The sequence below is a fragment of the Rathayibacter sp. AY1E2 genome, from assembly GCF_002932325.1.
In the GTDB taxonomy this organism is placed as follows: domain Bacteria; phylum Actinomycetota; class Actinomycetes; order Actinomycetales; family Microbacteriaceae; genus Rathayibacter.
On record NZ_PSVO01000013.1, the window covers coordinates 50,478 to 72,307 of the forward strand.

Below are 21,830 nucleotides of genomic sequence, written 5' to 3' on the forward strand. Positions count from 1 at the left end.
GTCAGACGAAGCGGATGCGGTTCTGCACGCGGGTGCGGACCTCGAACGACTCGCCGTACCCGCCGAGCCGCGGGTCGTCCGTGCCGGAGCGCAGCAGCTGCGGCAGCAGCGAGCGGCGGATGACGACGGTGCCCTGGTGCCGGCCGCGCTCGACCTGCTCGAACGGCTGCTCCAGCGCGTCGTCCGACACGACCACGACGCTCGTCGAGAAGCGGACGCCCAGCTCGCGGCCGAGACGGCGCGCGGCCTTCGCGAGCGAGGCGATCGGCTTCTCGTCCTCGGCGATCCCGGGGCCCTCGAGCTCGCCCTTCCTCAGACGGACCGGGTCGCCCCAGTCGGCGGAGGTCAGCGCGAGCAGGCCGGCCGGCCCGAGCACGAGGTGGTCGATCTTGAGCCCGCCGTCGCCGACCGCGACGTCGTTCCAGATCGTGTAGGCGATGCCGAGCGCGCCGACGAGCGCGGCCGTCGCCTCCTCGGCCTGAGCCTTCGCGAGCCAGGAGCGGACCTCGCGAGGAGCGGAGCGGACGATCGCCGGGTCGAAGGGGTCCTCGGTATCGACGCCGCGGCCGAGCCACTCGCGCACCAGGCGCAGGTAGTACTCGCGCGCCGCGCCTCCCGGGTGACCGTAGGAGCGGGCGCGCACGGCCGAGGCGGTCTGCGGGCGCGGTGAGCCGGTGTACGGCGACTGCGGGGAGGACCTCCCGGGGGCGGGAGCGCCTCGGTCGTAGTCGCCGCGGGCGGAGGCGCTGCCGATCCGCTCCCAGGCGAGCTGCACCGCGTGGAACGACGCGGCGTCGCCTCCCGTGTCCGGATGGGTCTCGCGGAGGCGGAGCCGGTACGCCCGGCGGAGCTCGTCGTCGGACGCGGTGGCGGCGACGCCCAGCACCTCGTAGGGGGTGCGGGCGGCGTGGCTGTCGGGCATGTGCTTCCGGGAGGGTCGGGGCGGGGGGTTCTGAGTGTATCGACGCGGGCCGGACGCCCGGTGGGAGCGCGCACCGCGTCGGCTCGGAACGCGCCGAGCGCCCGGCGGAGAACGGGCGCCCGGCGGGGATCAGTGCGCGAGCAGCTCGCGCACCCGCGGGATGACCTGCGTGCCGTAGAGCTCGATGTTGCGCATGATCGCCGGGTGCGGCAGCGTCCCGGCGCTGTACTTGAGGTCGAAGCGGTCGATGCCCAGGGCCTCGACCGTTCGCGCGATCTTCCGGGCGACCGTCTCGGGCGAGCCGAGGTGGATGGCGCCGTCGGGGCCGGCCTCCTCCTCGAAGCGCTCGCGGGTCATCGGGGACCAGCCGCGCTCGCGGCCGATGGCGTCCATCATCGCCTTGTGGTGCGGGAAGTACAGCTCGCGCGCCTCCTCGTCGGTGTCGGCGACGAAGCCGGGCGAGTGCACGGCGACCGGGAGGCGGGGCTGCTCGAGCTGGTCGAGCGCGCGGCCGAAGAGGTCGACATAGGGGCGGAAGCGGGCCGGCGAGCCGCCGATGATCGCCAGGACGAGCGGGAAGCCGTACCGGGCGGCGCGGACGACCGACTCGGGGCTGCCGCCGACGCCGATCCAGGTGCGGAGGGTGCCGTTGTCGAGGGTCGGGTAGACGCTCTGCTCGGTGAGCGCGGGGCGGGTCGTGCCCTGCCAGGTGACCGGGCCGCCCTGGATCAAGGCGTGGAAGAGGTCGAGCTTCTCCTCGAAGAGGACCTCGTACTGCGCGAGGTCGTAGCCGAAGAGCGGGAAGGACTCGGTGAAGGAGCCGCGGCCGAGGATGACCTCGGCCCGGCCGCCGGAGAGTCCGTCGAGGGTGGCGAAGCGCTGGTAGACGCGCACCGGGTCGTCCGAGGAGAGGACCGTCACGGCGGAGCCGAGGTGGATGCGCTCGGTGCGGGCCGCGATGGCGGCGAGCACGACGTCCGGTGCGCTCACGGCGAAGTCGGCGCGGTGGTGCTCGCCGATCCCGAAGAAGTCGATGCCGACCCGGTCGGCCAGGACTCCCTCCTCGACCACGTCGCGGAGGACCTGGCCGTGCGGCAGCGGGGCGCCGTCGGGGCCGGCGGTGACGTCGCCGAACGTGTCGACGCCGAACTTGACTTCATGCATACTCATGGACTTCTGCAACCTCCGGGGGTCGACGGCTATTCCTGCGGGCGGGGTCCGACGTCCCCGGGCAGGAGCGCGTCGGAAGAGACGATCCCCGCCTCGAGCGCCGGCTCGCGGTAGGCGCGCCCGAGCGAGGCGACGGTGTCGTGCGCGTTCAGGCCGCTCGGGTTCGGCAGCACCCAGAGCGGCGCGCCCGCCACGTCCTCCTCCTGCCTGCCCTGCACCGCCCTGCGGCGTCCGAACGCGATCCGGTAGGCGGTGATGCCGACGACCGCGACGGCCCGGGGCCGCACCCGCTCCACGGTGGCGACCAGCCGCTGAGCGCCCTCGCGCAGCTCCTCCGCGGTCAGCTCGTCGGCACGGGCGGTCGCCCGGGAGGCGAGATTGGTGATGCCGACGCCGCGGGAGACGAGCTCCGCGCGGTCCGCGGCGCTCATCCCCTCGGACACGCGCGGCGCGCGCTCGAGGATCCCGGCCGCGACGAGCGCCGGGTAGAAGCGGTTGCCGGGGTGGGCGAAGTGCGCGCCGGTGGCGGCGGTCCACAGTCCCGGGTTGATGCCGACGAAGAGGAGCCGGACGTCGTCGCCCAGCAGGTCCTCGACGGTGCGGTCCTGGAACGCTGCGAGCTCGGCGCGGGTGAACGGCATGCGACCATCCTGCCGCGGCGCAAGTCCTCTCGGCACGGGGTCGCCGGTGCCAGCATGGAGGCATGACGAACGCATCCCAGGACCATCCGATCCAGCACGGCAGCGACGACGCGCAGCTCGACGAGAAGCTGCGCGGCCTGCTGCTGCAGGTCGCCGGCGACGCCGAGCTGCGACCGGAGGAGGACGTCGAGACCCTGCTGCGCCAGCGCCTGCGCGACACGCGGATCTCGATCTCGGACGAGGCGATCCCGGGGCTCGCCAAGCGCATCCCCGGACTCATGCAGCGCGGGGGCGGCGACGTGAACCCCGGGGCGCACTAGCCCCGAGGGACGGGCGCGGGCCGAGCGGCCGCTCGGGCCGCGCCGGCTCGCGCTACTCGGGGACCGCCGGGCCCTTGCGGTGGTGGTCGAACACCAGGCTCGTGCGCGTCGAGGCCACCGCCGGGTTCGCCGAGAGGTTCGAGACCACGAAGTCCCGCACGTCGCTGGAGTCGCGGACCGCGACGTGGATGATGAAGTCCTCCGAGCCGCCGAGGAAGAACACCTGCACCACCTCGGGCAGCGCGCGGATCTCCTCCGCGAAGCGCGTGATCGCCTGGCGCTGGCCGACGCGGATGCTGACGCTGATCAGCGCCTGCAGGGTCAGGCCGAGCGCCGCCGGGTCGAGCTCGGCGGTGAAGCCGGTGATGACGCCGCGCTCGACGAGGCCCCGGACGCGTGCGACGCAGGTCGACGGGGCGATGCCGGCGCGCTCGGCGAGCCGGCTGTTGGGCGTCCGCGCGTCGGCGCGGAGGAGGCGCACCAGGGTCCGATCGACCGGATCCAGGTCGTCGAGGTCGTGCAGATCCTTCGGTGGCATGCGCCCGCTCCCCCACTCCGCCGACGAACCTTCGGCCCGTGCGGTGACTTCCGACCGATCCTGCGGAGTTCCTCCGCTCCGGGCACGATCTTCGCACGATGGGGGCAGAGCCGGTGCAGGATCGGCGCCCACCGCCCGCCCCGCGGGCCGCAGCGAAGGAGCCGCCGTGCGCGTCGGGATCCCCACCGAGATCAAGAACAACGAGAACCGGGTCGCCGCCACTCCGGCCGGCGTCCACGAGCTGGTGCGCCGCGGCCACGAGGTCCTCGTCGAGGCCGGCGCGGGCCTGGGCTCGCGCGTGTCGGACGACGACTTCCGCCGCGCCGGCGCCCTCGTCGTCGACGGGCCCGACGAGGTCTGGGGCGAGTCCGAGCTGGTCCTCAAGGTCAAGGAGCCGATCGAGGCCGAGTACCCGCGGATGCGCCGCGACCAGGTGCTCTTCACCTACCTCCACCTCGCCGCCTCCCGCCCGTGCACCGATGCGCTGCTCGCGGCGGGGACGACCTCCATCGCCTACGAGACGGTCCAGCTGGACGACCGGCGGCTGCCGCTGCTCTCGCCGATGAGCGAGGTCGCCGGGCGCCTGTCGATCACGGTCGGCGCCTACCACCTCATGAGCGCCGTCGGCGGACGGGGCACGCTGCTCGGCGGGGTCCCCGGCACTCCGAAGGCGAAGGTCGTCGTGATCGGCGGCGGCACGGCCGGCGAGCACGCCGCGGCCAACGCCCTCGGCATGGGGGCCGACGTCACGATCGTCGACCTCTCGCTCCCCCGCCTCGCGCAGCTCGAGAACCGCTTCCAGGGCGCGATCCAGACCCGCGCCTCCTCGGCCTACGAGATCGCCGCGCAGCTGGCCGACGCCGACCTCGTGATCGGATCCGTCCTCATCCCTGGCGCCAAGGCGCCCAAGCTGGTGACCGACGAGATGGTCGCCACGATGAAGCCGGGCTCGGTGCTGGTCGACATCGCGATCGACCAGGGCGGCTGCTTCGAGGGCTCGCGTCCGACCACGCACGACGACCCGGTGTTCCCCGTGCACCGGAGCGTCTACTACTGCGTCGCGAACATGCCCGGCGCCGTCCCCGAGACCTCGACCCGCGCGCTCACCAACGCGACGCTCCCCTACGCGCTCGCGCTGGCCGACCGCGGGTGGCGGGCCGCCCTGGCCGCCGACCCGGCGCTCGCCCGCGGCCTGAGCACCCACGACGGCCGGGTGACGAACACCGCCGTCGCCGCGGCCTTCGACCTCCCGGCCGTGCCGGTGGAGTCGCTGCTGCTCTAGGCGCCCGCGGGCGCGAGGCCGAGCCCCCCGAGGATCTCGGCGATCTCCTCCTCCGGAGCGCCGCCCACGTCGACCGTGACGTGGAGCTCGTCGTCGCCGAGGGGCTCGAGCGCCTCGAACTGCGAGTCGAGCAGCGTGGTCGGCATGAAGTGGCCGACCCGCGAGGCGAGCCGCCCGGCGATACGGTCCCTCGATCCCGCGAGGTGCGCGAAGACGAGGTCGTCGCGGCGCAGGACGTCGCGGTAGCGGCGGCGCAGGGCAGAGCAGGTCACGACGACCGAGCCGCCCGCGGCGATCCGCTGGTCCACCACGCGGGCGATCTCGGCCAGCCAGGGCGCCCGGTCCTCGTCGGTCAGCGGGATGCCGGCGTGCATCTTGTCGACGTTCGCCTGCGGGTGCAGGTCGTCCCCCTCGAGGAACTCCCAGCCCAGTCGGCGCGCCAGGAGCGACGCGACGGTCGACTTGCCGCTGCCGGAGACGCCCATGACGACGACGGCGCGGACGGGGACGGTGGGAAGAGCGGTCATCAGATACCTCCTACGAAGAGACCGATCAGGAGGACCCCGGCGAGCCCGGTCACCGAGACCAGGCACTCCATCACGGTCCAGGTCTTGAGCGTCTGGCCGATGCTGAGCCCGAGGTACTCCTTCACCAGCCAGAACCCGGCGTCGTTGACGTGCGACAGGAACACCGAGCCGGCGCCGATCGCGAGCACCATGAGGGCGACCATCGGCCCGTCCATGGTCTCGGTCAGCGGCTGGAGGATCCCTGCGGCGGTCACGGTGGCGACGGTCGCGGAGCCGGTGGCGACGCGGATCACGACGGCCACGAGCCAGGCGAGCAGCAGCGCCGAGGCGCCGCTCCCCTCCGCGAGCTGGGCGACCACCCCGCCGATCCCGGTGTCGACGAGGACCTGCTTGAAACCGCCGCCCGCGCCGACGATGAGCAGGATGCCCGCGATCGGCGGCAGCGAGCTCGAGAGCGAGGCCTGCAGCTCGGTGCGGTTCATCCGGCCGCCGCGTCCGAGCAGGACCAGACCGGCCAGGAGCGCGATCCCCAGCGCGATGGTCGGTGTGCCGAGGAAGTCGAGGGCGCCCTTCCAGGCGTCCGTGGATCCGGGGGCCGCGATGTCGGCGATCGCCTTGCCCAGCATCAGCAAGACCGGCAGCAGGATGCTCGCGACGGCGGCGGCGAAGCCCGGGCGGTGCTCGCGCGTCTCGCCCGCGCCCTCGCCGAAGAGCGGCGGCGTCTCCACCGGCGCCCAGCGGGCGGCGACCCGGCCGAAGAGCGGGCCGGCGACGACGACGGTGGGAATCGCGACCAGGACGCCGAACGCGAGGGTCACGCCGAGGTTCGCGCCGAGCGCGTCGATCGCGACCAGCGGTCCGGGGTGGGGCGGGACGAGGCCGTGCATCACCGAGAGGCCGGCGAGCGTCGGGATCGCCACCTTCATCAGCGGCAGACCGCTCCGGCGGGCGACCAGGATCACGACCGGGATCAGCAGCACGAGCCCGACCTCGAAGAACATCGGCAGCCCGATCAGCGCGCCGACGAAGCCCATCATCCAGGGCAGCGCGCGAGTGCTCGAGCGGGCGATGAGGGTGTCCACGATGCGGTCCGCGCCGCCCGAGTCGGCGAGGAGCTTGCCGTACATCGCGCCGAGGCCGATGAGGATGCCGACGCCGCCCATGGTGTTGCCGAACCCCAGCGCGAAGCTGGCGACCGCGTCCGCCGCCGCCAGCCCCGCGATCAGGCCCGTCGTCAGCGCTCCGATCAGCAGGGAGACGAAGGGGTGCAGCTTCAGCCAGGTGATCAGCACGACGATCACGGCGATGCCGACGACGGCGGCGAGGATCAGCTGCCCCTGCCCGGCGGTGGTGGCGGGGGCGTCCCCGGCGGCGGCGCGGAGGGCGGGGAGGAGGGTCGGTGTCATGAGCATCCTTGGTCGAGCCGACGGCCAGCGGCCGGCTTTTGTCCGACATAACCTGCGTGTGTCCCGATCATGCCCGAAGATCGGCCGGGGCGCGACTCCGGCGATGGCAGGATGACCGCATGCCCGCGCCGACGCCCTCGCTGCACCACTCGGTGCTGGACGAGCTCGGTTCGCAGATCGTGCGCGGCGAGCTCGCGCCGGGCACCACCTTCAGCGCCGACGAGCGTGCGGAGCGGCGCGGGGTCTCCCGCTCGGTGATGCGGGAGGCGGTGCGCGTCCTCGAGACGCTCGGGCTCGTGACGTCCCGCCGCCGCGCGGGGACGCGGGTCCAGCCTCCGGAGTGCTGGAACGCCCTGGACACGCGGGTCGTCGCATGGGGACTGGACGGCCCGGACCGGCGGCGCCAGCTGCACCAGCTCAGCGAGCTCCGACTCGGGGTGGAGCCGCTCGCCGCCCGGCTCGCAGCGGCGAACGCGAGCGAGGAGCAACGGCGGGCGCTCACGGAGGCGGGCGACGCCCTCTCCACCCACTCCCGCGCAGCCGACCAGTCCGCCTACCTCGCCGCCGACACCGCCTTCCACCGCTCCCTCCTGGCCGCGTCCGGCAACCGGATGCTCGCGCAGCTGGGCGATCTGGTCGCCGAGGTCCTCGCCGGCCGCACCCGCAATGCGCTCATGCCGCGCGAGGCCGACTCCACCGCGGTGCGGCTGCACCGGGCGGTGGCCGCCGCCGTCGCCTCGGGCGACGCGGACGCTGCGGAGGCCGCGATGCGGGCGATCGTCGAGGAGTCGGACCGGGCGGTGCAGGAGAGCTGACGGGGTTGCACGCCCGCAGCGCCGCGCGCACAGTGGAGCGCATGGTCGAGGGATACACGTCCGCGCAGGTGCGGGCCGCCGAGGCTCCGCACCTGGCCCGGCGGGAGCCGCTGATGCAGCGCGCCGCCGACGGCCTCGCCCGCGAGCTGCGTCTCGTGCTCGCCGGGCGCTCCGCCCGCTCCCGTCCGGCCTCGGTGCTCGTCCTGGTCGGTCCGGGCGACAACGGCGGTGACGCGCTCTACGCGGCCGCCGAGCTCTCCTCCTCCGGAACCGACGTCGTCCTCGTCCTCACGGCCGAGCGGGTGCACCGCCGGGGCCTCGCCGTGGCGCTCGACGAGGGCTGCGGGCAGGTGCCGGCCGACGACGCGCCCGGCCTCGCCGCGGCGGTGGCGCGGGCGGACGTCCTGGTCGACGGGATCCTCGGCATCGGAGCGACGGAGCCCGCGCTGCGGGGGCGGCCGCGCGTCGTCGTCGAGGCGGTGCTCGACGCGCTGGAGCGGCGGGCCGAGCGCCCGGTGGTCGTCGCGGTCGACCTGCCGAGCGGCATCCATCCCGACGACGGGTCGGTCCCCGATCCCACCGTGCTGCGCGCCGACGTGACGGTCGCCTTCGGCGCGATCAAGGCCGGTCTGCTGCTGCCTCCGGGCGACTCCTACGCGGGCCGTCTGCGCCTGGTCGACATCGGCCTCGGCCCGGACCTGGCCGGAGCGGAGCCCGCGGTCCGCGAGTGAGCGAGCGGCTCAGGAGAGAGCGAGGAGGTGCGCCTTCTCGGGGTGCTGCTCGAACCACTGCCCGACGTACCAGCACATCGGCACGACGCTCCGCCCGCCGGCGGCCTCGATGTCGTCGACGGCGAAGGAGACCAGCTCCCCTGCGAGCCCGCGGCCTCGGAAGGGCGGGGTCGTGAAGGAGCGGACGAGGGAGACGCTGCCGGGCGCCTCGCGGTAGTCGAGGACGCCCACCAGGGCGCCGTCGAGGTGGAGCTCGTAGCGCGACGCGTCGTCCGCCCGGCGGAAGTCCTTGGCCATGCCTCCAGAGTAGGACGGCCCGGACGGATCAGGCCTCGTCGCCGAGCATCTCGCCGTCGACGTAGAGCCAGCGACCGTCCTCGCGCAGGAAGCGGCTGCGCTCGTGCACGAGGCCTGGGCCGGCGGGCGAGCGGTAGGAGGCGCGGAACTCGACCAGGCCCTCCTCGTCGCCCTCCCCGCCGAACGAGGTGTCGACGATCTGGAGCCGGCGCCACTGGAGGTCGGGATCGAGGTCGATGCGGCGCGGCCGGGTCGAGGGGTGCCAGCTCGCGAGCAGGTAGGGGGCGCTGCCGAGGACGTTCGCGCTGTAGCGGCTGCGCATCAGGCGCTCCGCCGTCGGCGAGGGCTCCTCGCCGAGGTGGGCGGGGCGGCAGCAGTCGGCGTAGTGGCGGCGGCTTCCGCAGGGGCAGGAGTCGGCGGGATGCATCCGGCCAGTGTGGCAGGCGATGCGGCGCCCCCGGCCCGGCGAGGCTCCGGCGAGCGCCGTGACTCCCCGGACCGTCCAGGTGTGCATCCCCTCCATATCCGCTCCGCCGCCTTGAGGGTGCCGCCGGATCCCGGCAACGTGGCCCCCTCATCGACCACGGACGGAAGGAACGACCCGATGCTCACGCTCACCGACAACGCCAGCACCGTCGTCAAGACCATCACCGGGCAGACCGAGACCCCCGTCGAGGGAGGCCTGCGCATCAGCGGCACCGATCTCGACGCCCGCAACTTCGCTGTCGCGGTCGCCGCGGCCCCCGAGACGACGGACGCCGTCGTGGAGCAGGACGGAGCGCGCGTGTTCCTCGACGTCGCCGCCTCCGTCGCTCTCGGCGACAAGGTCCTCGACGCGCAGGTGGACGAGGGCGGCTCCATCAGCTTCGGGATCGCTCCCCAGGACTGACCCCGTCGACATCGGAGGCCGCCCCCACCGCAGTGCGGGAGGGCGGCCTCCGTCGTCCCAGGATCAGGAGAGGATGTCGCGGGTGGTGAAGCGGCCGATCGCGAGCGACCCGAACACGGCGACGTAGGCGAGCTGGAGCAGCGCGTTCTCGCCGAAGGAGCTCCACGCGATCGGGTCGCGCAGGAGGTCGGCGAAGTCGAACCACCGGTCGGTCAGCAGGAACGGGTGGAGGGCGTCCAGCTGCGAGAGCGAGCCGACGATCTGCGCCGCGATGGAGACGACGACGGTGGCCGCCATGGCGCCGACCGGCACATCGGTCAGCGTCGAGATGAAGAGGCCGATCGCCGAGAGCCCGACCAGCGAGAGCGCCGCGTACACGGCGATCGCCAGGGCCCGGCCGATCGCGTCGCCGAGCGGGACGGTGCTGCCGGAGAGCAGCGTCACCGGTCCCGCCGGGAAGAGTGCCAGGCCGATCAGGATCCCGACCACCATGACGGTGAGTGCTGCGGCGAGGCAGAAGGCGAGGGAGGCGGCGAACTTCACCGCGAGCAGCCGCACGCGGCCGACGGGGCTGACCAGCAGGTAGCGCAGCGTCCCGAGCGAGGCCTCGCCCGCGATCGCGTCGCCGGAGACGACCCCGACCGTGAGCGGGAGGAACAGCGGGACGGCGACCGTGATGGCCGCGAAGCCGGTGAAGAGGCCGTTGCCGGCGATCGCGCCCACGAAAGAGGGCCCGCCTCCGTCCCCGCCCGAGAGCCGCACTGCGACGGCGAGCAGGATCGGGATGGCGGCCAGGGCCGCGAGCAGCGCCCAGGTGCGGCGCCGGCGGAAGAGCAGGGCGAGCTCGGAGGCGAGCAGGGACCCGATCCCTGCGCGGCGGACGGTCGCGTCAGCGCTCGACATCGAAGCCCTCCCCGGTCAGCTCGACGAAGCGCTCCTCGAGCGAGGGGCGGCGGACGGCGAACCCGCGGACGCGGACGTCGGCCCGCACGAGGTCGGCGACCAGCGTCTCGGCCTCGAGCCCGGGCGGCAGTGCGGCGACGACCAGCGGCGGATCGGCGGGGTGCGGGCCCGGCGCGGTGCGCGGCTCCAGACCCCGGGTGTGCAGGGCCACGATCGCGCGCTCGCGGTCGGGCGTCAGCAGCTCGACCGAGGCGGCGTCCCCGCGCAGCTCGTCGAGCCCGCCCTGGGCGACGAGGCGCCCGGTGCGCATGACGGCGGCGTGGGTGCAGAGCTGCTCGATCTCGGCGAGGAGGTGGCTGGAGACGAGGACGGTCGTGCCGTCCTGGTTCAGTCCGCGCACGAGAGCGCGGACCTCGCGGGTGCCCTGCGGATCGAGGCCGTTCGTGGGCTCGTCCAGCACGATCAGGTCGCGCGGCGAGAGCAGGGCGACCGCGATGCCGAGCCGCTGCTTCATGCCCAGGGAGTAGGAGCCGACCTTCTTGCGCGCCGCGGCCGAGAGACCGACGCGGGCGAGGGCCTCCTTCGCACGGGTGTCGCGGGTGCGGGACGAGGTGCCCGCCTCCGCGGCGTCGAAGCGCCGGAGGTTGGCCACTCCGGAGAGGAACGGGTAGAAGCCCGGCCCCTCGACCAGCGCCCCCACCCGGGGCAGGACCTCGGCCGCGCGCCGGGGCATGGCCTGCCCGAGGACGGTGATGCTGCCCGCGGTCGGCGCGGCGAGGGCGAGCAGCATCCGGATCGTCGTGGTCTTGCCCGAGCCGTTCGGGCCGAGGAAGCCGAAGACGGCGCCGCGGGGAACGGCGAGGTCGAGACCGGAGACCGCTTCCTGGCGCCCGAAGCGCTTGGTGAGGCCCCGCGTCTCGACTGCGAGCTCGCCCGCCGTCACCGAGCGGAGGCCGCGTCGCGGAGCGTCTCGGCCGGGACCGCTCCGGCGAGGACGCGTCCGTCGTCGGTGACGAGGACGGTCAGCAGGGCGGAGGAGAGGATGCGGCCGCCGTCGACCGGCGTGGTGACCGCGTCGAGCGAGGAGAGCGCGTCGGCGTCACCGGCGGGCAGCTCGACGACGCTCGTCCAGCCGGAGCCCGTGGTGACGACGTCGGAGTGCTCGGCCGTGCCCGCGGCGGGCGCGTCGGAGGCGTCCGCCGCGTCGTCGACCGGAGCGGCCTGCTCCGTCACCTCGGCGCCGGCCGGGGGCGTGAAGGAGAAGAGGGACGCGTCGGGCGTCGAGAAGTCGATTTTCGTGTACGCGACGCTGAACGCGGGCGCGGTGCCCCCGCGGGCGGTCATGGCCACTCCGAGCGGGAGGCCCGTCTCGCCGTCGACCGAGACGGTCACGGAGCCCACGAGGGTGCCGCCGTCGCGGGGCGTGAGCACGAGCTCGTACGCGTCGCGCCCGGCGACGCTGACGTCCGAGCCGACCGCGACCGTGGTCGTCGGGTCGATCGCGGCGAGCAGCCGCTCGGCGGCGGACGACGGCGTCACGACCTGATCGCCCGGCGAGGCCTCGGGGGCTCCGCCCGCGGGAGGCACGAGGTGGGTGGCGGTGTTCGCACTCGAGTCGTAGATCCAGACTCCGTCGGTCGTCGAGGCGACGACGTCGCGCTCGGCCAGCCGGTCGAGCACCTGGAGGCGCGCGCCCTTCTCGGCGTCGACGTACACGCGCGCCTGGTGCGAGCCCGTGGCGAGCTCGACGAGGGAGTCGGCGGGGTCGGCGGACGCCGAGCCGGCCGAGCCGCCGAGCGCCGAGAGGTCGGGCAGGCCGAGGTCCGAGGTCTGCCGGATCTCGCCGGAGAACGCCGTGGTGTCGCTCTCGGCGACGAAGGCGAGGAGGTCGGCGGCGGACTTCTCGGGGAGGTCTCCCGCGGCGCTCGCCGAGAGGGGGAGGGCGACGGCCGCGGCGACGACGACCGCGGGGACGACGGCGACGGGCGTCCAGCGCTTCCAGTCAATGCTCATGCCGGGAACGCTACGCCTCGAACCTCCGCGGCGGGCCCGGGACGTGCCGGTCCACAGCCTTCCGGAAGGGGGTGCGGTCGGAGACCGCGGCCGGGATGATCAGGGCATGGACCTCCCGTTCGCGCTCCCCCTCGCCCCGATGCTCGCCAAGGCCGTTCCGGCGGTGCCGGAGCAGACCGCCGTCGCGGGCGGATACTCCTACGAGCCGAAGTGGGACGGGTTCCGCGCGATCGTCTCGGTCTCCGGCGGGGAGTGCGAGATCGGGAGCCGCGGCTCCAAGCCGCTGACCCGGTACTTCCCCGAGCTCGTCGAGGCCTTCCTCCGGCTGCTCCCCGACGGCTGCGTGGTCGACGGCGAGATCGTCCTGGCGACCGGCGAGCCGGGAGCGCAGCGGCTCGACTGGGACCTGCTCTCGCAGCGCATCCATCCGGCCGCGAGCCGCGTGAGGATGCTGGCGGAGACCACCCCGGCGATGCTCGTCGCCTTCGACCTGCTCGCCGTGGACGGGCGCAGCATGCTCGAGGAGCCGTACTCGGCGCGGCGGGAGGCGCTCGCCGCGGTGATGGCCGGCGTCCCGCATCCGCTGCACCTCGGCCGCGCCACCGACGACGAGGCCCTGGCGCGCGACTGGCTGGAGCGCTTCGAGGGCGCAGGACTGGACGGCGTCGTGGCGAAGCCCCTGGCCGCGCCCTACTCCCCCGGGAAGCGCGCCGTGCTCAAGGTCAAGCACCACCGCACGGCCGACGTGATCGTGATCGGGTACCGCGAGCACGCCTCCAAGCCGGGCGTGGGCTCGATCCTGCTCGGCCTGCACGGCGACGACGGAGAGGTCCGCCAGGTCGGCGGGGCCTCGGCCTTCAGCGACGAGCGTCGCGTGCAGCTGCTGGAGGAGCTCGCACCCGCGGTCGAGCGCGACGCGGGGGGAGCGCCGGTGCGCGGCGAGGGCGAGCGGAGCCGGTTCTCGAGCGGCCGCGACACCTCCTTCGTGCGCCTGCGTCCCGAGCTCGTGCTCGAGGTCCGCTACGACCAGCGCGAGGGCGACCGCTTCCGGCACACCGTGCAGTTCGAGCGCTGGCGCCCGGACCGCGACGCCGCCTCCTGCACCATGGAGCAGCTGGAGCAGCCGACCGCGTACGACCTCGGCGACGTCCTCGGCTAGGCCTTCTTCGCGCGGCTGGGCTGCACGCGGGGCGGCTCGCCCGGCATCTTGGGGAAGTCGGGCGGGAACGGCAGCTCGCCGAGGCCGGCGGCGACATCGCGCTCCCACCAGCCGAGCAGGGCGTCGAGGCGGCCAGGGGCGTCGTGCATCCGGGCCCACGGATCACCGCGCTCGGCGAGGCGCGCCGGGACCGTGCGGATCGTGAAGGCCCGCGGGTCGACGCCGTCGAGCTCGTCCCAGTCCAGCGGAGTGGAGACGGGAGCGTGCGCGAGCGGCCGCGGGCTGTAGGCACCGGCGATCGTCCGGTCGCGGTTGGCCTGGTTGAAGTCGACGAAGATCCGCTCGCCGCGCTCCTCCTTCCACCACGCCGTCGTGACCTGCTCGGGCATCCGCCGCTCCAGCTCGCGCGCCGCGGCGATCACCGCGTGGCGGACGTCGAGGAACTCGTGCTCGGCGACGATCGGCGCGAAGACGTGCAGGCCGCGGTTGCCGGACGTCTTCACGAACGGGTCGAGGCCGGCCTCCCGCAGGACCTCCCGCAGCGCGTGCGCGGCGACGACCGCGTCGGCGACGTCGGTGCCGGGCTGCGGGTCGAGGTCGATCCGGAGCTGGTCGGGCAGGTCGGGCGCATCGGCGCGGGACGCCCACGGGTGGAAGACGACGGTGTTCATCTGCGCCGCCCAGACGGCGGCCGCGGGCTCGTCGATCACGAGCTGCGGATGCACCCGCCCGCTCGGGTACGTCACCGGGACGGACCGGACGTACTCGGGCGCGCCCTTGGGCGGGTTCTTCGAGAAGAACTGCTCGCCCTCGATCCCGGAGGAGAAGCGCTGCAGCGAGACGGGCCGGCCGCCGTTCGCCGCGACGAACGGCTCACCGACGGCGATCAGGTACTCCGCGACCTCGCGCTTGGTGATGCCCGGCTCCGGGAAGAGCACTCGCTCGGGGCTCGAGATCCGCACCTCCCGGTCGCCGTGCGGTCCGGGGACGGTGAGGACGACGGCGTCGCTGCTGGGCATCTGCTGAGGCTAGCCCGCGGCGCCGCCCGGCGACAGGGGTCCGCCGGGGCGCCGCCGCAGCCGGATCGGGCCCTTCGCCCGCGAGGGGTCGACGACCTGTCCGCCCTGCACGATGTCGATCTCGCCCCGGTCGACCAGGCGGCGCGCGGCCCGGCGCACGGGCTCCATCAGCGGCCGCCACTCCTCGCCGCCGACCCGGCGCGCGACCTCGGACGGGCACGCCGTCGACGACGCCGCTCGCGCGAGCAGGACAGTGCGGATCTCCTCCTCGAGCCGCGCCTCCTCCGGTCCGACTCCGCGACGGCGGCAGGCGTCCGAGCAGTAGCGGACGTCCTCCCAGTCCCGTGCCCACTTCGCGCGCCACTCGATCTCGCGACCGCAGGAGGCGCAGGTCTTGCTCTCGGGGTGCGCGGTGGACGTGCGCTGACGGTGGGCCATGCCCTCGAGTCTGCGCGCAGACCGCGGCCGCGGCGACGGGTTGCGCTGAGGGCGAGCGACGGGCGCGCGGAGGCCGGCGCCGACGACGGGCACCCGATCCGGCGTGATCGGGAACAGGGAGCGGCGGATCGGCGTTCCCCGAGGTGGCGGCGTCATACTCCGCAATGGGGCGGCCCTCCCCCGGCCTGTGCGCCAGTCTGGAGGAGCCGTGCTGCGGCGCGACGGCGGGCCACCACCCCGTGCCGCACCCTCGACCGATCAGGAGTCTCCGATGAGCCGCGAGAACCTCGCCACCACCCCGGACCGCGAGCCGGAGCACCGCGCCTTCGCCGGACTCTCCCCGGAGGACTTCAAGCTCGCGTTCCGCAACCACGCCGCCGGAGTCGCGCTGATCACCGCCGACCCGGGCACCGGCCCGGTCGCCCTGACCGCGACCTCCGTCTTCTCGGTGAGCGCCGAGCCGCCGCTGTTCGTCTTCTCGCTCTCGTCCGCCTCGTCCAGCTCTCCGGCCATCCAGGCGTCCGAGACGCTGGTCGTGCACCTGCTCGGGGCGGAGCAGCTCGACCTGGCGCGTCTGGGCTCGACCAGCGGCATCGACCGCTTCGCCGACACGTCGCTCTGGTCGCGGCTGCCCACCGGCGAGCCGTTCTTCCCGGGCGCCGCCGCCTGGATCCGCGGCACGGTGATCAACCGCATGGAGGCGGGATCGTCCACGATCGTCGCCGTGCACGCCCTCGAGGCCCACGTGCCCGAGGACTCCGAGACCACGGCGCCGCTCGTCTACCACAACCGCACCTGGCACCACCTCGGCGAGCACTCGCGCCTGAGCTGAGCTCCGCGGGCGCTCCGGAGCAGGCGGTTCAGGCCTCCGGGCCGGTCGCCACCGTCCGGCCCGGCGTGCTCGACCACTGCGACCAGGAGCCCGGGTAGAGCGCCGGCGCGAAGCCCGCGAGCGTGAGCGCGACGACGTCGACCGCGGCCGAGACGCCGCTGCCGCAGTACACGCCGACGGGGGCGTCCTCCCGCACGCCGAGCGCCTCGAATCCGGCGCGCAGGTCGGAGGCGGGCCGGAACCGCCCCTCGGAGTCGAGCGCCGCGGACGCGGGAGCGTTCCGAGCGCCGGGGATGTGGCCCGCCCGCGGGTCGATCGGCTCGACCTCGCCGCGGTACCGCTCAGGGGCGCGGGCGTCGAGCAGGACGCCCGCCGAGGGCAGCGCCGCCGCCTCGTCGATGTCCAGCACCGGGAGCCGACCGTAGGCCAGCTCGACGTCGCCCCGCTCGCGCGGGACGTCGCCCGTCTCGAGCTCCCGCCCCGAGCGGATCCAGCCGGCGAGCGACCCGTCGAGCAGGCGGACGTCCTCCACTCCCGTCGCCCGCAGCAGCCACCAGGCCCGCGCGGCCGGGACGCTCTGCGCGTCGTCGTACACGACGACGGACCGGCCCCGGCGGAGCCCCCAGCCGCGCGCCGCCTCCTGCAGCACCTCGATCGGAGGCAGCGGGTGGCGCCCCTCCTCCGGCTCGCCGTGGGCGGCCAGCTCGTGATCGAGGTCGACGTGCACCGCGCCGGGCAGGTGGCCCGCGAGGTACTCCGGTCGGCCGTCGGGCCGGTCGAGGCGCCAGCGCACGTCGAGGACGAGCGGCGGCTCGGTGGAGGCCATGAGCTCGGCGAGCTCGTCGGGGGTGACCAGCAGGCTCTCGCGGCTGGAGGGGGTCGTCGGGGTCATGGCGTCCTTCCGATCCGCGTCGTCGGCGGAGTCCTGCCCCAGCATGCCGCGTCGCCCGGCGGCGCGGGAGCTCGGGCGGCAGCGGAGCATCAGTGCGCAAGGCGCCTTGTCGATGGTCGTCTGCCGGAGAGCCTCTCGCGCAGGCGGGTCGTCTTCGCCACTCGATACCCGCGAGCGTGGCCCGGAGGCCTGCAGGGGACCGCTCGGGCCTGAGAGCGGAGGGCGAGGCTCTCGACGTCGGAGGACCGCCGAAGGCCCGCCCCTCCGGCAGGGGCGGACCTTCGCTGCCTTCAGTTGGACTCGCAGGCGAACCCGTCTTCGTCCCTGTCGAGCCCTGCGACATCGCCGTAGTACGGGTAGTACAGGTCGAAGTACCGCTGAGCTGAGGCCTGGTCCGGGAAGTCGTCGCAGTTCACAGCGTCGCCGGGATAAGCAGGTCGTCCCGGGCCGGGCGCCGGTGCCGCGGCCTGCGCGCTCGCCCAGAGTGCGCGGCCCTGCGGCGAGTAGATCACCAGATTGCCGTCGTTCTGCATGACCATCCGGGAGCCCGGGCTGCCCGCCGTGCCGGACTGCCAGCGCGCTCCGCCGGAGCCCGCGTAGACCACGGCGTTGCCGTCGGACTGCATCTCGAGCCGGTTGCCGCCTCCGGACGTGCCGGCCGCCCAGCGGGCCGAGCCGCGCGAGTACACGACGAGGTTGCCGTCGCCCTGCATGACCGCCTCGCTCCCTCCGTCGGAGGAGCGCAGCAGCTGTCCGGACGCGAGCCGGCTCCCGGAGGAGAGGGTGTCCCGGACGGCGGGCGCGGGCGGCGCCGGAGGGGTGTCGCTCGCCCACAGCGCGCGGCCCGAGGCGGAGTAGACGACCAGGTTGCCGTCGTTCTGCATCTGCAGGCGGGATCCCGGGTTGCCCGCCGTACCCGAGGCCCACAGGGGTCGGCCCGAGGCGGAGGTGACCACGGCGTTGCCGTCCGACTGCATCGAGAGCGTCTCGCCCTCGCCCTGGGTGCCGGCGCCCCAGCGGACGTCCCCCCGCGAGTAGACCGCGAGATTGCCGTCTCCCTGCAGGGAGGCGCGCGACCGGCCGTCCGGCGAGGTGAGCTGCTGTCCCCGGCTGAGCCGCGAGCCGGAGGAGAGGACGTCGCGGATCTCAGGCGCGCGCGAGGTCGAGCTCGCCCAGAGCGGCCGTCCGGAGGCGGCGGTGATCACCAGGTTGCCGTCGTTCTGCATCCGCATCCGCGCGCCCGGGTTCCCGGGCGTTCCCGCCTGCCAGCGCACGCCGGACCCGGGGGCCGAGACCACCGCGTTCCCGTCGGTCTGCATCGCGAGGCGGTTGCCCGCTCCGGAGGTGACGGAGCTCCAGCGCGGCGATCCGTCCACGTAGACGACGAGATTGCCGTCGCTCTGCATCGCGGCGCGCGAGCGGCCGTCGGAGGCGGTCAGCTGCTGTTCCGGAGAGAGCTCGCGCCCGCTGTCGAGGACGTCGGCGATCGGCTCCGGCTCGGGCTCCTGCTCGTCGGCCGAGGACCAGGCCGTGTCCCCGTTCGGGCGGACGAGCACGAGCTGCCCGTCGTCCTGGATGAGGGCGAGCGCGCCGGTCTCCCCCGCGGTCCCGGACGCCCAGACGGGCGTGCCGGAGCCGGTCACGACGACGAGGTTGCCGTCCTCCTGCATCCGCACCGTGGTCGCTCCGGTGCCCTGGGTCCTGGTGCTCCAGACGGGGCGGCGCCCGGCGTCGTAGATCACGGCGTTGCCGTCCGCCTGCATCTCGAAGCTCGCGGAGTCTCCGTTCGAGAAGATGCGCTCGCCCGCGTCGAGCGAGTCGCCGCCGAGGAGGGCGTTCGTGTAGGTCTGCGATCCGCGCGCCTCGGCGGGCGGAGTCTCCCCCGGGACGAAGGCGGTCGGAGTCTCGGCGACGGCCTGCGTCGCGAGGGCGGACGGCGCCAGAGCGGCGGAACCGCCCGCGGCGAGCAGGCAGGCGAGGGCCATCGCCGCGAGGCGATAAGGAGGTCGTGGCACGGAGAGCCCTTTCGGAGGCGGCGGCGGCGGCGGAAGCCGGGGTCGAGCGGAGCCTGGCACGCGCTCGCCACGGCCGTCCATCCGGGCCGCGCGGAACTACTCAGCCGGAGCGGGCGATCCGCGCCGGCTGCGCGGGCGCCGCCTCCGGACCACGGAGCCTCCGGCCGGCTCGCGCGCCCCGGTCGGGGTTGTCGGCGATCGACGCGGATCGACGGAGGACGTGCTCCCACGGCCGGAGCGCACCCCGCGCGGGCGCCCCGGGAGGCGGCTCGGACCTCCCGCGGCACGGAGGAGGTCCCCGTTCCTCCTAAAATCGGAGGCATGTCGAAAGTGTTGAGCAGTCTGCCCGTGGGCGAGCGTGTCGGAATCGCATTCTCGGGAGGCCTCGACACATCCGTCGCCGTCGCCTGGATGCGCGAGAAGGGCGCGGTGCCCTGCACGTACACGGCCGACATCGGCCAGTACGACGAGCCCGACATCGAGAGCGTCCCGTCCCGCGCGGCCCAGTACGGCGCCGAGATCTCGCGCCTCGTCGACGCGAAGAGCGCGCTGGTCGAGGAGGGGCTCGTCGCCCTGCAGTGCGGCGCCTTCCACATCCGCTCCGGCGGCAAGACCTACTTCAACACCACCCCCCTCGGCCGCGCCGTGACCGGAACCCTCCTCGTCCGCGCCATGCGCGAGGACGGCGTCGACATCTGGGGCGACGGCTCGACCTACAAGGGCAACGACATCGAGCGGTTCTACCGCTACGGCCTGCTCGCCAACCCCCGCCTGCGCATCTACAAGCCCTGGCTCGACGTGCAGTTCGTCAACGAGCTCGGCGGCCGCACCGAGATGTCGGAGTGGCTGGTCGCCCGCGGCTTCCCCTACCGCGACGCCACCGAGAAGGCCTACTCGACCGACGCCAACATCTGGGGCGCCACACACGAGGCCAAGCGCCTCGAGGAGCTCTCCAGCGGCCTCGAGCTCGTCGAGCCGATCATGGGTGTCGCGTCGTGGCGCGACGAGGTCGAGATCGCCTCCGAGGTCGTCTCGGTGCGCTTCGAGGCCGGCCGCCCCATCGCGCTGAACGGCGTCGAGTTCTCGGACGCCGTCGCGCTCGTGCTCGAGGCGAACGCGATCGGCGGACGCCACGGGCTCGGCGTCTCGGACCAGATCGAGAACCGGATCATCGAGGCCAAGAGCCGCGGCATCTACGAGGCCCCCGGCATGGCGCTGCTGCACATCGCCTACGAGCGCCTGCTGAACGCGATCCACAACGAGGACACCGTCGCCCAGTACCACTCGGAGGGCCGCCGTCTCGGCCGCCTGATGTACGAGGGCCGCTGGCTCGACCCGCAGTCGCTGATGCTGCGCGAGTCCATCCAGCGCTGGGTCGGCTCGGCCGTCTCCGGGGAGGTCACCCTGCGCCTGCGCCGCGGCGACGACTACACGATCCTCGACACGACCGGCCCCGCGCTGAGCTACCACCCCGACAAGCTCTCGATGGAGCGGGTCGGCGACGCCGCCTTCGGCCCCGAGGACCGCATCGGGCAGCTCACGATGCGCAACCTCGACATCGCCGACTCCCGCTCGCGGCTCGAGCAGTACGCGGCCGCCGGCCTCGTCGGCGGTCCGACCGCCGAGCTCGTCGGCGAGCTCGAGATCGGCGAGGCCGACGCGATCACCGAGGGCGGCGGGTCCGCAGCGGCCGATGCGCTCGGACGCGCCACCGACCTGGCCTCGGAGGGTGCGGCGTTCGACGCCGGAACCGACTGACCCCGCCCTTCCGACGCCCCCGCGCGCATCCGTCCCACCGGGACGCGACGCGCACGGGGGCGTCGTGCTGTGCGGGCCGACCCGGCGCGCCGGGTGCGAGGGCGGGCCCGGCGCGAGAGCGGTGCTCCGGCGTTCGTCGCGACGGCCGTCAGGGCGCGGAGGATCGGACGAGCGCGAGCGCGGCGTCCACGGTGGCGAGCGACTGCGCCGGATCGACGCGGGCCAGCACGAGCGCGGCCACCAGGAGCGACACGAGGACGTCCGCCTGAGCCGACGCCCACGCCTGCGCGTCGGGCCAGCGGGCCAGCGCTCCGGTGCGCAGTGCGCCCAGCAGCTCGGCCCGGTAGTCGGCGATCACCTCGCGCACGGCGTCGTCGCGCGCGATCGGCGCGCCCGCGGCGTTGAGCAGCAGGCAGCCGCTCCTCGCGGAGAGCGTGCGGGAGTCGGCGAGCGCCGCCCGCAGCCCGGTGAAGTACTCCTCGAGCGCCGTCGGCGACGCCCCTCCCGGATCGACGAGCGGGGCGAGCCGGGGCCGCACCACCTCGTCGAGGTAGCTCTGCACGGCAGCGTCGAAGAGCCCGCGCTTGCTGCCGAAGGCGTGGTAGAGGCTGGAGCGGCGCAGTCCGGTCGCGGACTCCAGGTCCGGGAGGGACGCCTCCTCGAAGCCGCTCTCCCAGAAGACGGCGCGGGCGGCGCGGACGACCTGCTCGGTGTCGAAGCCCTGCGTGCGACCCACGGTGCTCCTCCTGAGGGGTGACAGCTGCGGCGCCGCACTGGCGCGGACCGCTCGCTCCAGTATATTGTGGACTGGTCGTTACACAATCGGTGCGGAGCCCTCCGCACCACGACCATCGCCTGGAGGCCCGCCGTGATCGTTCTCGGACTGGTGCTCGCCGCTCTCGCCGCGGCGCTGCACGTCTACATCTTCGTGCTCGAGTCGGTCCTCTGGACGACCTCGCGCGCCCGATCGACGTTCGGCACGACCGCCGGCGAGGCGGAGGCGACGAAGGAGATGGCCTACAACCAGGGCTTCTACAACCTCTTCCTCGCCGTCGTCACCGTGGCGGGCATCGTCGCCGTCGCGATCGGCGCCACCGCCGTCGGCGCGGCCCTCGTCTTCGCCGGCGCCGGATCGATGGTCGCCGCAGCACTCGTCCTGCTCCTCTCCGCTCCGACCAAGCGCCGCGCCGCGCTGACCCAGATGACCCCGGGTCTGCTCGCGGTGGTCGCGCTCGCCGTCGGCCTCTCACTCTGATCCCCTCC

25 protein-coding genes are annotated in these 21,830 nt (G+C 74.2%); 9 read left to right on the forward strand and 16 right to left on the reverse strand.

Features of this window, described 5'->3' with window-relative positions; genetic code table 11:
• Nucleotide 1 precedes the first annotated feature (1 nt).
• From C5C49_RS10860 to C5C49_RS10870, 3 genes are all read right to left on the reverse strand, one after another.
• Entirely contained in the window at nucleotides 2-922 is a 921-nt protein-coding gene (locus tag C5C49_RS10860; protein ID WP_104346159.1) for a J domain-containing protein, read from the reverse strand.
• 129 nt (nucleotides 923-1,051) lie between these two features.
• Complete coding sequence (locus C5C49_RS10865; protein WP_104225389.1) at nucleotides 1,052-2,086, reverse strand: LLM class flavin-dependent oxidoreductase; 1,035 nt, start codon at nucleotides 2,084-2,086, stop codon at nucleotides 1,052-1,054.
• Between the two features lie 35 nt (nucleotides 2,087-2,121).
• A complete protein-coding gene (locus C5C49_RS10870; protein WP_104222562.1) occupies nucleotides 2,122-2,733 on the reverse strand; it encodes a mismatch-specific DNA-glycosylase in 612 nt (203 codons plus the stop codon).
• A 62-nt stretch (nucleotides 2,734-2,795) separates the two neighbouring features.
• On the opposite strand from C5C49_RS10870, the gene C5C49_RS10875 reads away from it, so the two are divergent.
• Nucleotides 2,796-3,053: a hypothetical protein gene (locus C5C49_RS10875; RefSeq protein WP_104269163.1), complete on the forward strand. Its 258-nt coding sequence runs from the start codon at nucleotides 2,796-2,798 to the stop codon at nucleotides 3,051-3,053.
• A 52-nt stretch (nucleotides 3,054-3,105) separates the two neighbouring features.
• Here C5C49_RS10875 and C5C49_RS10880 read toward each other — a convergent pair whose 3' ends face one another.
• A complete protein-coding gene (locus C5C49_RS10880) occupies nucleotides 3,106-3,591 on the reverse strand; it encodes an Lrp/AsnC family transcriptional regulator (RefSeq protein ID WP_104222560.1) in 486 nt (161 codons plus the stop codon).
• A gap of 166 nt (nucleotides 3,592-3,757) precedes the next feature.
• Here C5C49_RS10880 and ald point away from each other — a divergent pair, with 166 nt between their 5' ends.
• Nucleotides 3,758-4,873, forward strand: coding sequence for an alanine dehydrogenase (gene ald / locus C5C49_RS10885; protein ID WP_104250738.1), 1,116 nt, complete (start codon nucleotides 3,758-3,760; stop codon nucleotides 4,871-4,873).
• On the opposite strand, the gene C5C49_RS10890 is transcribed toward ald, so the two are convergent.
• Together C5C49_RS10890 and C5C49_RS10895 are read right to left on the reverse strand one after the other, a co-directional pair.
• Nucleotides 4,870-5,400: a gluconokinase gene (locus tag C5C49_RS10890; protein ID WP_104225392.1), complete on the reverse strand. Its 531-nt coding sequence runs from the start codon at nucleotides 5,398-5,400 to the stop codon at nucleotides 4,870-4,872. The two genes, ald and C5C49_RS10890, sit on opposite strands and share 4 nt — an antisense overlap.
• Nucleotides 5,400-6,806 carry a GntP family permease gene (locus C5C49_RS10895; RefSeq protein WP_104346160.1) on the reverse strand — a complete coding sequence of 469 codons (1,407 nt, stop codon included), beginning with the start codon at nucleotides 6,804-6,806 and terminating at the stop codon, nucleotides 5,400-5,402. The genes C5C49_RS10890 and C5C49_RS10895 overlap by 1 nt, the downstream gene beginning before the upstream one ends.
• Before the next feature lie 119 nt (nucleotides 6,807-6,925).
• On the opposite strand from C5C49_RS10895, the gene C5C49_RS10900 reads away from it, so the two are divergent.
• Both C5C49_RS10900 and C5C49_RS10905 read left to right on the forward strand, forming a co-directional pair.
• On the forward strand, nucleotides 6,926-7,621 hold the full coding sequence (locus tag C5C49_RS10900) for a FadR/GntR family transcriptional regulator (RefSeq protein WP_104346161.1): 696 nt from the start codon (nucleotides 6,926-6,928) through the stop codon (nucleotides 7,619-7,621).
• 41 nt (nucleotides 7,622-7,662) lie between these two features.
• Nucleotides 7,663-8,352 carry an NAD(P)H-hydrate epimerase gene (locus C5C49_RS10905; RefSeq protein ID WP_104346162.1) on the forward strand — a complete coding sequence of 230 codons (690 nt, stop codon included), beginning with the start codon at nucleotides 7,663-7,665 and terminating at the stop codon, nucleotides 8,350-8,352.
• A gap of 9 nt (nucleotides 8,353-8,361) precedes the next feature.
• Here C5C49_RS10905 and C5C49_RS10910 read toward each other — a convergent pair whose 3' ends face one another.
• The gene (locus C5C49_RS10910) at nucleotides 8,362-8,649 is read right to left on the reverse strand and encodes a GNAT family N-acetyltransferase (RefSeq protein WP_104288291.1); all 288 of its coding nucleotides are present in this window, start codon (nucleotides 8,647-8,649) and stop codon (nucleotides 8,362-8,364) included.
• Nucleotides 8,650-8,677: 28 nt separating this feature from the next.
• Entirely contained in the window at nucleotides 8,678-9,076 is a 399-nt protein-coding gene (locus C5C49_RS10915; protein WP_104222613.1) for a YchJ family protein, read from the reverse strand.
• 177 nt (nucleotides 9,077-9,253) lie between these two features.
• Between C5C49_RS10915 and C5C49_RS10920 the strand changes: the two genes are divergently transcribed.
• Nucleotides 9,254-9,538, forward strand: coding sequence for a hypothetical protein (locus C5C49_RS10920; protein WP_104263029.1), 285 nt, complete (start codon nucleotides 9,254-9,256; stop codon nucleotides 9,536-9,538).
• Between the two features lie 63 nt (nucleotides 9,539-9,601).
• On the opposite strand, the gene C5C49_RS10925 is transcribed toward C5C49_RS10920, so the two are convergent.
• The 3 genes from C5C49_RS10925 to C5C49_RS10935 are packed head-to-tail and all read right to left on the reverse strand — an operon-like array spanning nucleotide 9,602 to nucleotide 12,454.
• Nucleotides 9,602-10,441, reverse strand: a complete 840-nt coding sequence (locus C5C49_RS10925) for an ABC transporter permease (RefSeq protein WP_104346163.1) — start codon at nucleotides 10,439-10,441, stop codon at nucleotides 9,602-9,604.
• Nucleotides 10,428-11,384, reverse strand: coding sequence for an ABC transporter ATP-binding protein (locus tag C5C49_RS10930; protein WP_104346164.1), 957 nt, complete (start codon nucleotides 11,382-11,384; stop codon nucleotides 10,428-10,430). The genes C5C49_RS10925 and C5C49_RS10930 overlap by 14 nt, the downstream gene beginning before the upstream one ends.
• Nucleotides 11,381-12,454 carry a DUF2092 domain-containing protein gene (locus tag C5C49_RS10935; RefSeq protein ID WP_104346165.1) on the reverse strand — a complete coding sequence of 358 codons (1,074 nt, stop codon included), beginning with the start codon at nucleotides 12,452-12,454 and terminating at the stop codon, nucleotides 11,381-11,383. The genes C5C49_RS10930 and C5C49_RS10935 overlap by 4 nt, the downstream gene beginning before the upstream one ends.
• 106 nt (nucleotides 12,455-12,560) lie before the next feature.
• Between C5C49_RS10935 and C5C49_RS10940 the strand changes: the two genes are divergently transcribed.
• Nucleotides 12,561-13,613, forward strand: coding sequence for an ATP-dependent DNA ligase (locus tag C5C49_RS10940; protein WP_104346166.1), 1,053 nt, complete (start codon nucleotides 12,561-12,563; stop codon nucleotides 13,611-13,613).
• Here C5C49_RS10940 and ligD read toward each other — a convergent pair.
• Nucleotides 13,610-14,632 (reverse strand): non-homologous end-joining DNA ligase, encoded by a 1,023-nt coding sequence (ligD, locus tag C5C49_RS10945; protein ID WP_181028781.1) that lies wholly within the window; start codon nucleotides 14,630-14,632, stop codon nucleotides 13,610-13,612. The genes C5C49_RS10940 and ligD overlap by 4 nt on opposite strands.
• A 9-nt stretch (nucleotides 14,633-14,641) precedes the next feature.
• Nucleotides 14,642-15,070, reverse strand: coding sequence for a DUF2256 and DUF3253 domain-containing protein (locus C5C49_RS10950; RefSeq protein ID WP_104233370.1), 429 nt, complete (start codon nucleotides 15,068-15,070; stop codon nucleotides 14,642-14,644).
• A 271-nt stretch (nucleotides 15,071-15,341) separates the two neighbouring features.
• On the opposite strand from C5C49_RS10950, the gene C5C49_RS10955 reads away from it, so the two are divergent.
• A complete protein-coding gene (locus tag C5C49_RS10955; protein ID WP_104222547.1) occupies nucleotides 15,342-15,902 on the forward strand; it encodes a flavin reductase family protein in 561 nt (186 codons plus the stop codon).
• A gap of 28 nt (nucleotides 15,903-15,930) precedes the next feature.
• Here C5C49_RS10955 and C5C49_RS10960 read toward each other — a convergent pair whose 3' ends face one another.
• Together C5C49_RS10960 and C5C49_RS10965 are read right to left on the reverse strand one after the other, a co-directional pair.
• Nucleotides 15,931-16,794: a sulfurtransferase gene (locus C5C49_RS10960; protein ID WP_104346181.1), complete on the reverse strand. Its 864-nt coding sequence runs from the start codon at nucleotides 16,792-16,794 to the stop codon at nucleotides 15,931-15,933.
• 290 nt (nucleotides 16,795-17,084) lie between these two features.
• Nucleotides 17,085-18,779, reverse strand: coding sequence for an excalibur calcium-binding domain-containing protein (locus C5C49_RS10965; protein ID WP_181135758.1), 1,695 nt, complete (start codon nucleotides 18,777-18,779; stop codon nucleotides 17,085-17,087).
• Nucleotides 18,780-19,130: 351 nt separating this feature from the next.
• Here C5C49_RS10965 and argG point away from each other — a divergent pair, with 351 nt between their 5' ends.
• The gene (argG, locus tag C5C49_RS10970) at nucleotides 19,131-20,567 is read left to right on the forward strand and encodes an argininosuccinate synthase (protein WP_104346168.1); all 1,437 of its coding nucleotides are present in this window, start codon (nucleotides 19,131-19,133) and stop codon (nucleotides 20,565-20,567) included.
• A gap of 148 nt (nucleotides 20,568-20,715) precedes the next feature.
• Here the strand turns inward: argG and C5C49_RS10975 are convergent, their stop codons facing one another.
• Nucleotides 20,716-21,303: a TetR/AcrR family transcriptional regulator gene (locus C5C49_RS10975; RefSeq protein WP_104346169.1), complete on the reverse strand. Its 588-nt coding sequence runs from the start codon at nucleotides 21,301-21,303 to the stop codon at nucleotides 20,716-20,718.
• Between the two features lie 132 nt (nucleotides 21,304-21,435).
• On the opposite strand from C5C49_RS10975, the gene C5C49_RS10980 reads away from it, so the two are divergent.
• Nucleotides 21,436-21,822, forward strand: coding sequence for a DUF1304 domain-containing protein (locus C5C49_RS10980; protein ID WP_104283753.1), 387 nt, complete (start codon nucleotides 21,436-21,438; stop codon nucleotides 21,820-21,822).
• Nucleotides 21,823-21,830 lie beyond the last annotated feature (8 nt).

What these genes read in the sequence shown, in the direction of transcription:
- C5C49_RS10860 (WP_104346159.1), bottom strand. Translation starts at nt 922, where the DNA reads ATGCCCGACAGCCACGCCGCCCGCACCCCCTACGAGGTGCTGGGCGTC.
- C5C49_RS10865 (WP_104225389.1), bottom strand. Translation starts at nt 2,086, where the DNA reads ATGCATGAAGTCAAGTTCGGCGTCGACACGTTCGGCGACGTCACCGCC.
- C5C49_RS10870 (WP_104222562.1), bottom strand. Translation starts at nt 2,733, where the DNA reads ATGCCGTTCACCCGCGCCGAGCTCGCAGCGTTCCAGGACCGCACCGTC.
- C5C49_RS10875 (WP_104269163.1), top strand. Translation starts at nt 2,796, where the DNA reads ATGACGAACGCATCCCAGGACCATCCGATCCAGCACGGCAGCGACGAC.
- C5C49_RS10880 (WP_104222560.1), bottom strand. Translation starts at nt 3,591, where the DNA reads ATGCCACCGAAGGATCTGCACGACCTCGACGACCTGGATCCGGTCGAT.
- C5C49_RS10890 (WP_104225392.1), bottom strand. Translation starts at nt 5,400, where the DNA reads ATGACCGCTCTTCCCACCGTCCCCGTCCGCGCCGTCGTCGTCATGGGC.
- C5C49_RS10895 (WP_104346160.1), bottom strand. Translation starts at nt 6,806, where the DNA reads ATGACACCGACCCTCCTCCCCGCCCTCCGCGCCGCCGCCGGGGACGCC.
- C5C49_RS10900 (WP_104346161.1), top strand. Translation starts at nt 6,926, where the DNA reads ATGCCCGCGCCGACGCCCTCGCTGCACCACTCGGTGCTGGACGAGCTC.
- C5C49_RS10905 (WP_104346162.1), top strand. Translation starts at nt 7,663, where the DNA reads ATGGTCGAGGGATACACGTCCGCGCAGGTGCGGGCCGCCGAGGCTCCG.
- C5C49_RS10910 (WP_104288291.1), bottom strand. Translation starts at nt 8,649, where the DNA reads ATGGCCAAGGACTTCCGCCGGGCGGACGACGCGTCGCGCTACGAGCTC.
- C5C49_RS10915 (WP_104222613.1), bottom strand. Translation starts at nt 9,076, where the DNA reads ATGCATCCCGCCGACTCCTGCCCCTGCGGAAGCCGCCGCCACTACGCC.
- C5C49_RS10920 (WP_104263029.1), top strand. Translation starts at nt 9,254, where the DNA reads ATGCTCACGCTCACCGACAACGCCAGCACCGTCGTCAAGACCATCACC.
- C5C49_RS10925 (WP_104346163.1), bottom strand. Translation starts at nt 10,441, where the DNA reads ATGTCGAGCGCTGACGCGACCGTCCGCCGCGCAGGGATCGGGTCCCTG.
- C5C49_RS10935 (WP_104346165.1), bottom strand. Translation starts at nt 12,454, where the DNA reads ATGAGCATTGACTGGAAGCGCTGGACGCCCGTCGCCGTCGTCCCCGCG.
- C5C49_RS10940 (WP_104346166.1), top strand. Translation starts at nt 12,561, where the DNA reads ATGGACCTCCCGTTCGCGCTCCCCCTCGCCCCGATGCTCGCCAAGGCC.
- ligD (WP_181028781.1), bottom strand. Translation starts at nt 14,632, where the DNA reads ATGCCCAGCAGCGACGCCGTCGTCCTCACCGTCCCCGGACCGCACGGC.
- C5C49_RS10950 (WP_104233370.1), bottom strand. Translation starts at nt 15,070, where the DNA reads ATGGCCCACCGTCAGCGCACGTCCACCGCGCACCCCGAGAGCAAGACC.
- C5C49_RS10955 (WP_104222547.1), top strand. Translation starts at nt 15,342, where the DNA reads ATGAGCCGCGAGAACCTCGCCACCACCCCGGACCGCGAGCCGGAGCAC.
- C5C49_RS10960 (WP_104346181.1), bottom strand. Translation starts at nt 16,794, where the DNA reads ATGACCCCGACGACCCCCTCCAGCCGCGAGAGCCTGCTGGTCACCCCC.
- C5C49_RS10965 (WP_181135758.1), bottom strand. Translation starts at nt 18,779, where the DNA reads ATGGCCCTCGCCTGCCTGCTCGCCGCGGGCGGTTCCGCCGCTCTGGCG.
- argG (WP_104346168.1), top strand. Translation starts at nt 19,131, where the DNA reads ATGTCGAAAGTGTTGAGCAGTCTGCCCGTGGGCGAGCGTGTCGGAATC.